The 13,011-nt window shown below is 65.3% G+C and carries 16 protein-coding genes and 1 tRNA gene; 5 read left to right on the forward strand and 12 right to left on the reverse strand.

Annotated elements, in window-relative coordinates; genetic code table 11:
* Window positions 1–41: 41 nt before the first annotated feature.
* Window positions 42–1,091 carry an MFS transporter gene (locus G584_RS0105220; RefSeq protein WP_028493670.1) on the reverse strand — a complete coding sequence of 350 codons (1,050 nt, stop codon included), beginning with the start codon at window positions 1,089–1,091 and terminating at the stop codon, window positions 42–44.
* A gap of 21 nt (window positions 1,092–1,112) precedes the next feature.
* Between G584_RS0105220 and G584_RS0105225 the strand changes: the two genes are divergently transcribed.
* Genes G584_RS0105225 through G584_RS0105235 form a run of 3 tightly spaced genes read left to right on the forward strand, consistent with a single transcriptional unit; the run spans window position 1,113 to window position 4,690 of the window.
* The gene (locus tag G584_RS0105225) at window positions 1,113–3,239 is read left to right on the forward strand and encodes a primosomal protein N' family DNA-binding protein (RefSeq protein ID WP_028493671.1); all 2,127 of its coding nucleotides are present in this window, start codon (window positions 1,113–1,115) and stop codon (window positions 3,237–3,239) included.
* Window position 3,240: 1 nt separating this feature from the next.
* Entirely contained in the window at window positions 3,241–4,365 is a 1,125-nt protein-coding gene (gene alr, locus G584_RS0105230; RefSeq protein WP_028493672.1) for an alanine racemase, read from the forward strand.
* A gap of 4 nt (window positions 4,366–4,369) precedes the next feature.
* Window positions 4,370–4,690 carry a DUF3208 domain-containing protein gene (locus G584_RS0105235; RefSeq protein ID WP_028493673.1) on the forward strand — a complete coding sequence of 107 codons (321 nt, stop codon included), beginning with the start codon at window positions 4,370–4,372 and terminating at the stop codon, window positions 4,688–4,690.
* On the opposite strand, the gene G584_RS0105240 is transcribed toward G584_RS0105235, so the two are convergent.
* From G584_RS0105240 to G584_RS0105280, 9 genes are read right to left on the reverse strand one after another with little or no spacing between them, the layout of a single operon-like run.
* Entirely contained in the window at window positions 4,687–5,385 is a 699-nt protein-coding gene (locus tag G584_RS0105240; protein WP_028493674.1) for a glucodextranase DOMON-like domain-containing protein, read from the reverse strand. The genes G584_RS0105235 and G584_RS0105240 overlap by 4 nt on opposite strands.
* 8 nt (window positions 5,386–5,393) lie before the next feature.
* Window positions 5,394–6,647, reverse strand: coding sequence for a gluconeogenesis factor YvcK family protein (locus G584_RS0105245; RefSeq protein WP_028493675.1), 1,254 nt, complete (start codon window positions 6,645–6,647; stop codon window positions 5,394–5,396).
* The gene (gene rapZ / locus G584_RS0105250) at window positions 6,628–7,449 is read right to left on the reverse strand and encodes an RNase adapter RapZ (protein WP_028493676.1); all 822 of its coding nucleotides are present in this window, start codon (window positions 7,447–7,449) and stop codon (window positions 6,628–6,630) included. The genes G584_RS0105245 and rapZ overlap by 20 nt, the downstream gene beginning before the upstream one ends.
* Before the next feature lie 8 nt (window positions 7,450–7,457).
* The gene (locus G584_RS0105255; RefSeq protein ID WP_028493677.1) at window positions 7,458–8,252 is read right to left on the reverse strand and encodes a CPBP family glutamic-type intramembrane protease; all 795 of its coding nucleotides are present in this window, start codon (window positions 8,250–8,252) and stop codon (window positions 7,458–7,460) included.
* Window positions 8,249–8,758, reverse strand: a complete 510-nt coding sequence (locus tag G584_RS0105260) for a hypothetical protein (RefSeq protein WP_028493678.1) — start codon at window positions 8,756–8,758, stop codon at window positions 8,249–8,251. The genes G584_RS0105255 and G584_RS0105260 overlap by 4 nt, the downstream gene beginning before the upstream one ends.
* The gene (locus G584_RS0105265) at window positions 8,724–8,912 is read right to left on the reverse strand and encodes a type II toxin-antitoxin system antitoxin (RefSeq protein WP_015718336.1); all 189 of its coding nucleotides are present in this window, start codon (window positions 8,910–8,912) and stop codon (window positions 8,724–8,726) included. Before G584_RS0105265 ends, G584_RS0105260 begins: the two co-directional genes overlap by 35 nt.
* A gap of 10 nt (window positions 8,913–8,922) precedes the next feature.
* Window positions 8,923–9,786 (reverse strand): SPFH domain-containing protein, encoded by an 864-nt coding sequence (locus G584_RS0105270; RefSeq protein WP_028493679.1) that lies wholly within the window; start codon window positions 9,784–9,786, stop codon window positions 8,923–8,925.
* Window positions 9,787–9,797: 11 nt separating this feature from the next.
* On the reverse strand, window positions 9,798–10,976 hold the full coding sequence (locus G584_RS0105275; protein ID WP_028493680.1) for an ABC transporter permease: 1,179 nt from the start codon (window positions 10,974–10,976) through the stop codon (window positions 9,798–9,800).
* The gene (locus G584_RS0105280; RefSeq protein ID WP_028493681.1) at window positions 10,973–11,692 is read right to left on the reverse strand and encodes an ATP-binding cassette domain-containing protein; all 720 of its coding nucleotides are present in this window, start codon (window positions 11,690–11,692) and stop codon (window positions 10,973–10,975) included. Before G584_RS0105280 ends, G584_RS0105275 begins: the two co-directional genes overlap by 4 nt.
* Window positions 11,693–11,747: 55 nt before the next feature.
* Between G584_RS0105280 and G584_RS0105285 the strand changes: the two genes are divergently transcribed.
* Window positions 11,748–12,032 carry a hypothetical protein gene (locus G584_RS0105285; protein ID WP_028493682.1) on the forward strand — a complete coding sequence of 95 codons (285 nt, stop codon included), beginning with the start codon at window positions 11,748–11,750 and terminating at the stop codon, window positions 12,030–12,032.
* Here G584_RS0105285 and G584_RS0105290 read toward each other — a convergent pair.
* Both G584_RS0105290 and G584_RS0105295 read right to left on the reverse strand, forming a co-directional pair.
* Complete coding sequence (locus tag G584_RS0105290) at window positions 12,029–12,592, reverse strand: cob(I)yrinic acid a,c-diamide adenosyltransferase (protein WP_028493683.1); 564 nt, start codon at window positions 12,590–12,592, stop codon at window positions 12,029–12,031. The two genes, G584_RS0105285 and G584_RS0105290, sit on opposite strands and share 4 nt — an antisense overlap.
* Window positions 12,593–12,649: 57 nt before the next feature.
* Window positions 12,650–12,726: transfer RNA gene (locus G584_RS0105295), tRNA-Arg, on the reverse strand.
* Window positions 12,727–12,779: 53 nt separating this feature from the next.
* Between G584_RS0105295 and G584_RS0105300 the strand changes: the two genes are divergently transcribed.
* Window positions 12,780–12,989, forward strand: coding sequence for a hypothetical protein (locus G584_RS0105300; protein ID WP_157626381.1), 210 nt, complete (start codon window positions 12,780–12,782; stop codon window positions 12,987–12,989).
* The last annotated feature ends 22 nt before the right edge of the window (window positions 12,990–13,011 follow it).

Here is a 13,011-nt window from a genome sequence, read left to right on the forward strand (position 1 = left end):
GGTTATGGTAGCGCGGGTGGAGGATTCTGGGACAAAAGAGCCTACCTGACGGGGGCCAGGAAGAGGGCCAGAAGGGCCAGGGCCATGCCCACCGCCACCGCCAGGGGGAAGCTATGGAGGAAGAAGGGATAAAGAAGCCCTGCCAGGGTGCCCCCCAGGTAGAAGGCGGCCACGTAGGTGCCGCTTACCCCCGCTCCCCTTCTTCCTGCAGCTCCTGAGGCCAGGCTTTGAGCGGTGAAGAGGGCGGCCATCAGGAGCACGAATCCCAGAACCAGGCCTGGGGGTGGGAGGAGCAACAGCCCCAGGGCGAGGAGGACCAGGGAGAAGGCCAGGCGAAAGGTGGCCACCGCCCCGAACCGGCGGGCCAGAAGCCCCGAAAGGGCGCTTCCCGGGATGCCGAAGAGGTAGGCCAGGTACACGAGCCCCACCTCGCCTGGGCGGAAGCCCAGCTCCAGAAGGCGGTAGGGGAGGAGGTTGGCCAGGAAGAGGTTCAGGAAAAGGAGGATGGAACCCGCCAGGTACAAGGGAAAGGCGGAAAGGTCGTATTGCGGCCTACCCAGGGTGGGAAGCCCTGCAGGAGCCCGGATGAGGAGAAGACCCAGGAGAAAAGCGGGTAGGGAGAGGAGGAAGAGGGCCTCCCTCACCCCGACGATTTCCGCCAAAAGCCCTGCCAGCACCCGGCCCATGCCCCCGCCTAGAACATTCCCCGCCATGTATACCCCGGCCATCTCCCAGGCCTTTTGGGGGAAGAGAAGGGGAATGAGGGCGATGGCCAAGGTGGGTACGAGGGCAGCCCCAACCCCCTGGAGGATGCGGCAAAGGGTCCAGAGGAGAAGGCTTGGACTAAAGGCCCCGAGCACCCCCCCTAGGCCCACCAAAAGAAGGCCCCCGCCCAACAGGGTGCCTGCCGGCAGGCCCAGGCGGGGTACCCAGGGGGAAAGGAGCACCAGAAGCAAAAGGGGCAGGCCCATGCCTGGACCCGCAGCCCCCGGAGGGGCAGCGAAGAGCTTTTCCAAAAGGGGAAGCAGGGGCACCACCGCGTAGAGGGCGCTGTAAAGGGCTACCCCAGAGAGCACCACCGCCCACCGCATCCCCCTTATCCTATGGGCAGCATGCGCCTTCTTCAGGTGGCCTTACCCCTGCCCCTTCCCCCTATGACCTACCTGCCTCCCCTGGGCCAGGAGGAAGTAGATGGGGAAGAAGCCTTGGGGAAACGGATAGCGGTGCCTTGGCGAGGGGAGGTGCGGGTGGGGGTGGTGGTGGGGGAAGGAGGCAGGCCGAGCCATGCCTTGCGGCACGCCATCGCCTATCTAGACTCGAGGCCCTATTTGCGCCCGGAGGAGATCCTGTTTCTGGAGGAAGCCGCCCGCTACCTCTTTGCTCCCTTGGGCCAGGTGCTTGCCGATTTCCTGCCCCCTTTTCCCGAACTAAGGCACCGGGTGCGCCTCTACCCGGGGGCGGACCCAGCCCTTTTGCCCAAGGGGTTGGAGGGCCTTGTCACCTGGCAGGAGGCTAAGGGATTTGACCCCAAGCTTTTGGATTACCTGCGGGAGGCAGGGGTCTTGCAGGAGGAGGTGGCCTTTAAGGAGGGGAGAAAGGTTCTTGTCCCCCTGGAGAAGCGGCATCCTGACCCTCTTCTGGACGCCGTTTTGCAGGTCCTTTGGACCCTGGGCCAAGCGGAGAGTTTGGCAGCCTTGGCCCGGGCTGCTGGGGTAGGGGTGGGCCGGGTGAAGAGGCTTCTCGCCGAGGGGTATATCGGCTACGGGACTCCTAGGGAGCCTTCCCCTGCGGGCGAGCCCCTAAAGCCCCTCTTCCTTCCGGAAAGGCCCGAAAGGCTCAACGGGGGGAGGCTTGGGGAGAGGATGCGTTTCCTGGCGGGCCTGGTGGCCAAGGGAAGCCACCTGGTGCTCTTTCCCGAGGTAAGCCTTTTGGAACGCTTCCTCCGCCACTTCCCCCAGGCCAGGCCGTACCATGGGGGCCTTTCCCGGGAGGCGCGGGAGGCCCTTTTTCGGCAGCCTGGGGGCTTGATTTTCGCCACCTATGGCGGGCTTCTCCTCCCCTTCACCCCGGATTCCCTGGTGGTGGTGGAAGAGGGAAGCGAAAGCTACAAACTTCCCTCGGGGACTCGCGCCTTTGTGCCTCCCCTGGCGGAGCTCAGGGCGAGGCTTCTGGGAGTGCCCCTCACCTACCTTTCCCTGGTGCCCGCGGTGGAGGTCTTGGAAAAGCCCGGCCTGGCCTTCCCTGTACCCAAGCCAAGGGTTCTCCTGTTGGACTTGAGGAAGGAGAAGGGGTATCCCCTGGTGGGAAGGGCCTGGGCCCTTTTGAGGCAGGTGGAGGAGAAGGGGCGGCAGGCCCTGGTCCTTTCTCCCCGCTTGGGCTATAGCGCCCTCCTCCTCTGCGCCGACTGCGGGTACAAGCCCACCTGCCCCAACTGCGCCCTTCCCTTGCGCTACCACAAGGGGGGCAGGGGGGAGCTGGTCTGCCACCAGTGCGGCCACCGCGAGCCTCCCCCGGTCCTATGCCCGGAGTGCGGTTCCCCCCTCCTCGAGCCCAAGGGACCAGGGCTGGAATGGCTGCAGGAGGAACTAAAGGAGCGCCTTTCCCTACCCGTGTACCGCTACTCCAAAGAGGGGAAGGACGACCTGGGCCCCTTGCTCAAAGGAGAGCCGGGGGTGGTGGTGGGCACCACCGCGTTCCTCCGGGGCCCGGTGCTTCCCGAGCTGGCCTTGGTCCTCCTGCCCTATGCCGATGGCTTCCTCTACGATTCCGATTTCCGCGCCGCCGAGCGGTACCATCGCCTGCTTTGGGCCCTCACCGAGCTGAGGCCGGGGAGAAGGCCCCTTCTGGTCCTGCAGACCTACACGCCCGACCACCCTGTCCACCAGGCGCTTTTGGAGGGAAGCGTGGAGGTCTTTCCCTGGAGGGAAAAAGCCCTGCGGGAGGCCCTGGATTACCCTCCCAAGGTGCGGATGGTGAAGCTGGAGGTGGCCCACCGCAAGGAGGAGCGGGCCCTCGAGGAGGCCTATGGCCTCCTTTCCGCCTTGAAGGGTGTGGCCCGGGAAGGGGAGGTGCTGGGTCCGGCCCCTGCCCCGGTGCCCAGGGTGAAGGGGATGTACGTCTTCCACCTTCTCCTGAAGGGAAGCACGGAGCGGCTTAGGGAGCTTCTTTCCCACCTGGACCGCCGTCGCTTTAAGCTGGACCCCGATCCCCACCGCTTTGTGGGGCTTTTGGAGGATTAGCATGGGTCACGCCACAGCGCACCCCGGTCACGGGCGAAGCTCGTACCTTGAGGCCCGCGCCTGGATAGAGGTGGACCTTAAGGCCCTCGAGGCCAACTGGCTCCTCCTTAAGGCCAAGGCCAGGGGAGAGGTCATCCCGGTCCTCAAGGCCGAGGCCTATGGGCATGGAGCCTTACCCCTGGCCCGGTTCCTCTTCCAAAAGGGGGCCAGGTGGGTGGCGGTGGCCACGGTGAGCGAGGGAAGGACCCTGCGGGAAGGCGGGGTGGATGGGGAGATCCTCCTGTTGGGAAGCCTCCATCCCCTGGAGGCGGAGGAGGTATTGCGCCTTAACCTGCTGCCCACCCTCTCCACCCTCGAGGCAGCCCAGGCCCTGGCGGGTAGGGCCCGGGCCCTGGGCCTAACCCCCAGGGCCCACCTCAAGGTGGACACGGGGATGAACCGGGTGGGCTTTCCCTGGGAGAAGGCCAAGGATGCCCTCCTGGCGGTGGAGGCCTTGGGGATAAGGGTGGAGGGAGTCTACACCCACCTGGCCACCGCCGGGGAGGACGAGGCTTTCGTGGAGGTGCAGAGAAGCCGCTTCCAAAGGGTGCGGGAGGCTTTGGGGGAAGGCTACTTCTACCACCTGGAAAACTCCTACGGGCTTCTGCTGCACGGGGGGGAGAACGTGCGGGTGGGTCTTGCCCTCTATGGCCTCATCCCGGGTTTCAGCCTAAAGCCCATCCTCCGCCTTCTCGCCCGGCCCACCCTGGTGAAGCAGCTGGGGCCGGGGGATCGGGTGGGCTACGGAGGGGAGTACGTGGCCCGGGGTGGGGAGTGGCTCTTGACCTTGCCCGTGGGTTATGCCGACGGTCTTCCCCGGGGGGCGGTGCGCTTCGTGAAGGGTCCCGAAGGAGACCTTTACCCGGTGGCGGGCCGTATCTCCATGGACCAGACCACGGTTCTTTCCCCGGGGCCTTTGTCCCTGGAGGCGGTCTTGGAAGTGCTCTCCCCGGATTTCGGCCCCACGGGGCTTTGCGCCTGGGCCGAGGCCCGGGGGACCATCCCTTACGAGGTAGCGGTGCACCTTTCCCGGAGGCTTCCTCGGGTTTACCGTTATGGCGAGGAGGTGTGGGAGGTTCTAAACTAGACGGGTGCAAGCGGTGCGCCTGTTCCAGGGCTACCTTTGGTACCCCAGGGAGCTTGCCTTGGACCTGAAAACCCTGCTTCCCCAGGAGGTGGAGGGAGCCAGGCTTCTCCTGGACGAGGTGCCGCCCCCCGCGCCCTTCTTTGAGGACGGTACCCCCACCCACACCCAGCGTTTTTACCAGGTTACCCTTCTTCTCCTCACCGAGGAACCTCCCGAGGCCTTGAAGCCCCTGACGGAAACCCTGGCCCCCATCCTTCGGGGGATGCTGGAGGGGCTTCCCAAGGAGGTGGGGTGGCTTCTTCTGGAGGATTTGCGTCCCCTCTAGGGCTTGCGGAGGAGGAAGGCCAGGAGGAGGGAGGCCCCGCCCAGGGCAAAGGCCAGGAGGCTTTCCCTTTTGAGGGCGAATCCCTTGGGCCTTAAGGGCTTCAGGATGCCGGTTTGGTAGGCCTTTACCTGGTCCAAGGGTGCCTCCGCCAAAAGGTCCACCACCGGGGGGCTTCCCGGGGGGGCCCCCAGGGTCCAGGGGCCTCCTTCCGGGCCTGTGGGGCGCAGGTACCAGGAAGCGAAGGGGTCGAAGAGGCCCACGGCCCCGTAGTAGCCGTAAGGCCCGGGGGAAATCCCGGTGTCCACCACCACCCATTCCCCTTCCCGCCACACCCTCGCGGGCGTCCTTTCCCCGGTGGGGGTGCGCTTTTCCCCGCCAAATCCCGTGAGGATATAGGCCACCTCCCAGCCTTGGCCAGGAGGGGTGGAAAGCCCAGGAAGCAAGGCTTCCTCCCCTCCTTCCCCGGTGTCCAACCAGAGGGCCACCGTGGCCAGGCTGAAGCCCAAGGGGCCCCCGAGGGGATTCGGGTAGCGGCTCAGGCGCACCTTCAGGACCAGCCTCCCTTCCCGTTCTTCCCCTGCCAGGGCCAGGAGGTCGGCATAGCCCTCCCCCGCCTCCTGGAACAGGGCTGCCCGGGGATAGAGGTAGGCCAGGCCCTGATCGTCGCCCACGGGGTCCTGGAAGAGAAACAGCATGCCCATCTTTATACCAGGGCCACGAGGGCCCTCACCACCTTTTCCGGGTCGTGCTGGGCCAAGGGGCCCTCCTCCCGGAAATCCCCGGCGATCACCCTCACCCCATCCGCGGCGAAGGGCCTCGGGTCAAAGGCCACGGGAAAACGCCCTTCTGCCGCATACCGCCTTTGGACTTCCTCCGGGATGGGGGCGGTGTGCACCAGGACCACCTCGGGCCTCCTGCCGAGATGGTAGGCGATGGCCTTGTAATGGTCGTAAGCGGTGTAGCCATCGGTTTCCCCCGGCTCGGTCATGAGGTTCACCACGTAGACCAGGGGAGCCCTGGCCTTGGCCATGGCCTCCAGGAGGGGCTTGGGCAGGAAGCTGGGGATGACGCTGGTGTAGAGGCTTCCCGGGCCCAGAACCAGGAGGTCCGCTTGGCGGATGGCTCTAAGGGCTTCCTCCATGACCCGCTGGGGTTCGGGTTCCAGGAAGACCTCCTGGATCCGCCCCCTTTTTTCCCGGATGGCCACCTCGCCCACCACCTCCGAGCCATCGCGGAAGCGGGCTTTAAGCCGCACGGCCTCGGGGGTGGCGGGAAAGACCTGGCCCCTAAGCTGCAGGATGGCGTTGGCCTCGAGGATGGCCTGGGCGAAATCCCTGGCTTCCTGGTTCAGGGTCAAGAGGAAGAGGTTGCCGAAGGTGTGGCCCTTAAATTCTCCTTCCTGGAAGCGGTAGTGCAGGAGCTTGGGAAGGGCGGGGTGGTCGGAAAGCGCCGCCAGGCAGTCCACCAGATCCCCCACCGCCGGCAGGCCGAAAGCTAGCCGGAGCCGGCCTGTGGAGCCCCCGTCGTCGGTCACGGCCACGATGGCGGTGGTGTTGGCCGTGTGCTCCTTTAGGCCCCTAAGCACACGGGAGAGCCCGGTCCCGCCGCCAAAGGCCACCACCTTGGGGCCTTGCTCCAGCCTCCTGCGCACGTAGACCCTTTCCGGCACCGCCTCGGGCTCGGTGAAGGCGGAGAGCATGCTCCGGTTCATGCTCCTTACCCCTCCCACCAAGAGGGCGAGGCCCAAGAGGACGAGGCCCAGAGCCCAGGGCTCCGGGGGTGGGGGAGGGAGGAAGCGGGCGAGCCCGTAGGCCATGAGACCCACCCCTAGGCCTGCCAAAGCGGCGTAGCGCTTGACCCGCATCCCTGGGTGGAGCCAGCGAAGCGGGGGAAAACGCCGGGCAAGCCCTTTGGCTACCCGGTAAAAGCCCAGGGGCTTATTCCTCCTTGTCCACATCCCGGTGGCTCACCTCCACCCGGAACCGGCTGGAGAGCTCTTCGGCAAGCCGCTCGGCCACGGCCACGCTCCGGTGCCTTCCCCCGGTGCAGCCCACGGCCACGGTGTAAAAGGCCCTGCCTTCCTTCTGGGCCCCCTCTGCCGCCAACCCCACCACCGCCAGCAGGGCCCGGTAGTAGGGCTCGTACTCTTCCCGGAACACATAGGCCTGCACCTCCGGGTCAAGCCCCGTCTTGGGCTTGAGGGCGGGGTCGTAGTGGGGGTTGGGTAGGGGGCGCACGTCTAGGACCAGATCCGCCTCCTGGGGCGGGCCCCACTTGAAGCCAAAGGAGATGAGGCGCAAAAGAAAGCCTGCCTCCTCCCCAAGAAAACGCACCAGGGCGTCCTTGAGGGCCCTTGGGGAAAGCTCCGAGGTATCCAGGACCAGGTGGGCCCTGGCCCGTAAAGGACCCAGGATGCGGCGTTCCTCCCCGATCTCCCGCATGAGGTTTCCCGCCCCCAGGGGGTGGACCCTCCGGGTCAGGTTGTAGCGGCGCAGGAGGACCTCGGGGCGGGCCTCGAGGTAGACCACGGTGGGCTTGAGCTGGTCCAGGACCCTTTCCAGGTCCCCGAGGAAGGCCAAGGCCCGGGCGTCCAGCACCACCCCGGCCCGCTCCACCCCTCTTCGGGCCAGTTCCTGCAAGAGGGCTTCCCACAGGCTTGGGGGGAGGTTGTCCACCATGAAGTAGCCCAGGTCCTCAAGGTATCCCTTGGCCGTGGTCTTGCCCGCTCCAGAAAGCCCCGAAAGCACTAGAAACCGCATCCCCTTGACTATACCCGCCTCCTCAGCCAGAGGTTGAAAAGGGAAAGGAGGAAAAGTCCAGGAAGCCCCACCACCCCGATGAGGAGGTCGTGGGTGCGTTCCACCAGAAGGAGGGAGAGGCCCGCTATGGCGTTCAGGGTTCCGTGGAAGAGGGCCGCCGCCAGCACCGAGCCCGCTTTTTCCCGGACCCAGAGGAGCCCAGGGGTCAGGGCCAGGGTGAAAAGGATCATCATGGGAACGCCGAGGAGAGGTTCTCTGGGATAGTTGTGGCCAGCCAGGATAAGGGGAGCATGCCACAGGCCCCACCAGAAGCCGATTTCCAGGCTGGCGGGCCAGAAGCCCCGCTCCTTTAGCTTTTCCCACAGGTACCCCCGCCACAAAAGCTCCTCTCCCAAAGCGGCCAGGAGGTTTACCGTGGCCCCCGCCATCAGGGCGGAGAGGATGAGGACCAGGGGGAGAAACGCAGAGAGGGTTTCCGGGATCGATTGGGCTGTTGCCTGGGGCGTGGGTTGCCGGAGGGCTTCCCATCCTTTCCGGGCACCGAAGGGAAGGCTTAAGGGAATGGAAAGCAGGGTGAGGGCCACGGGGAAGAGCCAGGCGAAAAGCCAGTAGCGGTTGGGCCTTAGGGCAAGGGGGAGACGCACTCCCTCCTTGCGGGCGAAGGAAAGGGCCACCAGGCCGGGAATCCACATGTAGAGGAAGCCAAAGGCCAGATAGGCAAGGCTACCCACCCGCCCGCCCAGCAGGTAAAAGACCAGGAAGGCCACCCAGGAAAGGCCCAGGGTCCAGTAAAGGGCCCTCATGCCTCCTCCTTCCACCTCAGTAAGGGAAGGGGATCTTCCGGGTTTAGAAGGAGGCCGGAGCGGTTTTTGAGCACCAGGAGCACTCCCTCCCCCCGCCTGGCTCCCACGAGGGCCTCCACGGGTAGCCCCTCCAGGCGGAGCCGCTTGCGGTGGTAGCCGGGCATGGAGACCTCCCCCTGAAGGGTCCACCAGGGAAGGGCGAAGGTGAGGAGCCTCACCTCCGCCACCTCTGAGCGGTGGACCGTGCGGCGGCCTAGGGGTTGGTGGACGACGAGCACCGGGCCATTTAGCTCGTAGAAAAGCCTTTGGGGAAACCCCATGAGCCAGTAGAGGAAACCCCCCATCAGGAAGAGGTCCACCAGGAGGATGCCGAGGAGGAGGGGGAGGCTTTCGGGATCCTCCCGGGCAGCCAGGAGGACCACCCCACCCAGGGCCAGAAGGGAAAAGAGGAGCAAGACCAGGAAAAACCGCCTAGGGTTCCCGTCCCTCTTCGGGTGGAGCCTCATCCTTCCACCTCCCCGCCTTCTTGGCGGCTTCCTTGAGGAGGAACTCGATCTGGGCGTTCACGCTCCTCAGCTCGTCCTGGGCCCATTTCTCCAGCACCCGGTAGAGCCTTGGGTCAAGCCTCAAAAGGAAGCGCTTCTTCTCCTTTTCTCTCACCCCACCCCCTTTAGGTGTACAGGGTACCCACGTTCATCACCGGATGGGCCTGGGCCTCGGCCACCAGGGCCACCATGAGGTTGTTCACCATGGCCGCCCGGCGTTCCTCGTCCAGGGCGATCCCCTGGGCCTCGAGGCCCAGGAGGGCTTCCTTCACCATGCCCACCGCTGCCTCCACGATGAGCCTCCTGGCCGCCACCACTGCCAGGGCCTGCTGCCGGCGGAGCATGGCCTGGGCGATCTCCGGAGCGTAGGCCAGGTGGGTGAGACGGGCCTCCAACACCTCCACCCCGGCCACCTTCAGGCGCTCCTGCACCTCGGCCTTGAGCTCCTCGGCGATTTCCTCCGGGTTTCCCCTTAAGGACCTGCCCTCGGCATCGTAGGGGTGGCGGCTCGCCAGCGCCCTGATGGCCGCCTCCGACTGGATGGCCACGAAGCTCTGGTAGTTCTCCACCTGGAAAAGAGCCTTGGCCGTGTCCACCACCCGCCACACCACCACGGCGGCGATCTCTATGGGGTTTCCGTGGGCGTCGTTCACCTTGAGTTTATCGGAGGTGAAGTTGTGGACCCTCAGGGTGACCCGTTTTCGCTGGGCCAGGGGGTTGGCGAAGTGGAAGCCTTCCTCCCGGACGCTACCCACGTACCGCCCCAGGAAGACCAGGGCCACCGCCTCGTTGGGTTGCACGGTGAAAAGCCCCGCCGCTAAAAGCCCCGAGGCCAGAAGGGCGGAGATGAGGTGCCAGAGGTAGAAAAGCTCCTTCTCGCCCACCAACCGATACCCTGCCCAGCCCAGCCAGAGGAGGGCCAGGAGGAGAGCCAAAAGGGCCAGAAAGCCGTTTTGCCGCCACGCCGCAGTTTCCTTTACCTCGCGCATGCTGCCTCCCTTTAGTTCCTGAAGACCACCTCTTCCCGGGAAAAAACCCGGACCGCCACCAGGAGGGCAAGCCCGGCGTAGACCAGGGTGGAACCCCAGGTGAGGCCCGCCTGCAGGGGGCTTGCGCTTCCCTTCAGGAGGGCGTCCATGAGGAGGGCCACGTTGAAGAGGGGCACCAGGTGGTGCCAGGTTTGCAGTTCAAAGAAGCCCCGAAACTGGAGGAAGATGAGGGGGAGCAAGACGAGAAGCTGGAGGGGGGCCATGTAGCTCTGGGCTTCCTTGAAGCTTCGGGCGAAAAGCCCCAGGCTTACCATCACCGCCCCCATGAAGAGGGCTAAAAGGAAGGCGGAGAGGAAAAGAGCTAGGAAGCCAGTTCCATCCAATGCCAGCCTCCCCCCTAGCTCCAGGATCTGGCCGCTTTCCGTGAGGAGGCCACCACCAAACGTTGCCGCCATGGTGCTGCCGAGGGCCAGCCCTAAAAGCCCTGATGTCCCGGAGAGAAGAGCCATGGCCACTGTAGCCAAGGTCTTGCCCATGGCCAAGTGCAAAAGGGGTACCGGAGCCACGAGGAGGGCCTCGAGGGTCCCCTTCTCCTTCTCCCCCGCGGTGGCGTCCACCGCCACCACCTGCCCCCCTGTGAGGACGAAGACCACCAGGAAGAAAGGAAGGAGGAAGCCCAGAAGCCCCCCGGCCTTCTCCCGCTCGGTGGAGGTGTCCACCACCTCCACCTGGAAGGGAGTGAGGACCTGGTGGGGGATTCCCCTCTGGGCCAGGGCCTCGGCCACCTTGGCCTCCTTAAGGGCTTGCAGGGCCCCTTGCACCTTGCTCACCGCCACCTGCCCCTCCGTAAGCCCCCCTGCCAGGCGGCCATAGACCCGGTACACCCCCTGCTCGTAGCGGACGCCCACGGGATACTTCCCCTCCCGCACGGCTCCCTCGGGGTCGGGGTGGGCTTTGGGGGAGAGTCCGGCCTGCTCCAGGGCGCGGAGGGCTTCTTCGGGCAGGTTCAGGACCGCCACCTCCTGCTTCCTCTCCTGGGCGCCCTGCAGGAGCCTTTGGAGGACCAGGCTGGGCCCGAACATGAAAATGGGCATGAGCAGCACAGGAAGGATCAGGGTAGAGAAGACCAGCTTGCGATCGCGGAAGACCTGTACCAGCTCCTTCCAGAAGATGCGGTAGATATCCCTCATGCGGCCTCCTTCACCCTGCGCACGAACGCTTCCTCCAGGCTTCCCTCCCCCAGGGCCAGGGCTTCCTCCTTGCTTCCCTCATAGACCAGCCGGCCCTGGTGCAAAAAGCCCACCCGGTCCGCCACCTCCTCCGCCTCGCTCATCACGTGGGTGGAGTAGATGATGGCGTTGCCCAGCTGGCGGTAGGCCTTGACGAAGTCCAGAAGAGCCCTGCGGGCGAACACGTCCAGCCCGGCCGTGGCCTCGTCCAGAAGGAGGACGGGAGGGCGGTGGAGGATGGCCCGGGCGATGACCACCTTCTGACGCATGCCGGTGGACATCTCCATGACCCTTCGCTCCAGGGTTTCCTCCATCTCCAAAAGGTCCGCTACCCAGTCCAGGGCCTCCTGGAAGGCCTGGCCCTCGAGGCCGTAAAACCCGGCGAAGAACCGGAGTACCTCCCGCCCCGTGAGGCGGTCGTACACCCGCATGCCTCCGTTAACCAGGCCCAGGCGCCGGCGCACCTCGAGGGGGTCTTGGACCACATCGAACCCCGCCACCCTGATCCTGCCCTGGGTGGGGCGGATCAGGGTGGAGAGAACCCGCAAGGTGGTGGTCTTCCCAGCCCCGTTGGGGCCCAGTAGGGCATAGACCTCCCCGGGGGCCACCTGGAAGGTGAGGTCCTGCACGGCCAGGCGCTGGCCGTAGGCCTTGGTGAGACCGGTGACTTCAATCATATATCTAAGTGATATCATGCCACCCTATCCGGGTCAAGGGCCATAATGGATTTGCATGAAGGCCATGACCTTCTGGGTCAAGCCGCAAAGCTCCATTGAGGCCCTGCCCGAGGCCAGGGACCTGGTGCGGGACCTCTTGGAGCTTTTCTATGAGTACTTTCCCGAGTACGAGGGATGCCTGGGGTTTTCCCAGTCTCCGAGAAGGCCCCGCTACCTTTTCCTTTACATGGAGGGTCCTTGCGGAGGGCTTCTTCCCTCAGCCGCCTTGTTCCTGAAGGATCTTCTGGAAACCGCCTTCCCCGGGGCCGAGGTGAGGGTTTACGGCAAGCCCTGGCCCTAGCGCCTTTTCTTCACCAGCCACGCCTCTTCCCGCACCCCTTCCCGGGTGTTCACCACCCGGGCCAGGACGAAGAGGAGGTCGGAAAGGCGGTTGAGGTAGCGGATGGCCTCGGGGTTCACGGGTTCCTCCCGGCTTAAGGCCACCACCTTGCGCTCCGCCCGGCGCACCACGGTTCGGGCCAGGTGCAAGGCTGCCGCCGCCGGATGCCCTCCCGGGAGGATAAAGCCCTGGAAGGGAGGGCTTTCCTCCATGTAGCGGTCGATGGCCTGCTCCAGCCCCTCCACGTCCTGGGCGTCCATGCGGGCGATGTTCTTCTCGTAGGGGCTCCCCATGCGGGTGGCTAGGTCGGCCCCCAGGTCAAAGAGGGCGTTTTGGATGCGCTCCAGGAGGTCGTGCAGGTCCAGGTGTTCCCGGGGAAGGAGGCTTCGCGCCAGGCCCAAGGCGGAGTTGGCCTCGTCCACGGTGCCATAGGCCTCCACCCGGGGATGGGCCTTCGCCACCCGCTCGGCCCCGTAAAGGCCGGTTTCCCCTGTGTCCCCGGTCTTGGTGTAGATCTTCATGGCCCCATTGTAGGGCTTTCCTGAAAAAACGTTCCCCCTGGTTTCCCCAGGGGGCTTTGGCGGGCCCGAGAGGATTCGAACCCCTGACCTGCTGATCCGTAGTCAGCCGCTCTATCCAGCTGAGCTACGGGCCCAAGCCGACCCTCAAGGTAGCATGGGAAAGCCCCCCTTGTCAATAATGGGGTTGGTGCGGGATAGGCGTCTAGAAGCCCATCTTCTTGCCCTACTCCGGGAGGCTAAGACCCTCGAGGATCTCCATGCCCAGCTTCAATCCCTCCGTCCCGGGCTTAGGAAGGCCACCCTCTTCGCCCTCCTGGTGCGGCTTAGGCGGGAGGGAAAGGTGGTCTTTCGCCAGGGACGCTTCGTAGCAGGGAAAGCGGAGGATTCAAACGTTTAGTCCGTTGGAAGGCTGGATTCCA

Source organism: Thermus antranikianii DSM 12462 (assembly GCF_000423905.1).
Taxonomy (GTDB): domain Bacteria; phylum Deinococcota; class Deinococci; order Deinococcales; family Thermaceae; genus Thermus; species Thermus antranikianii.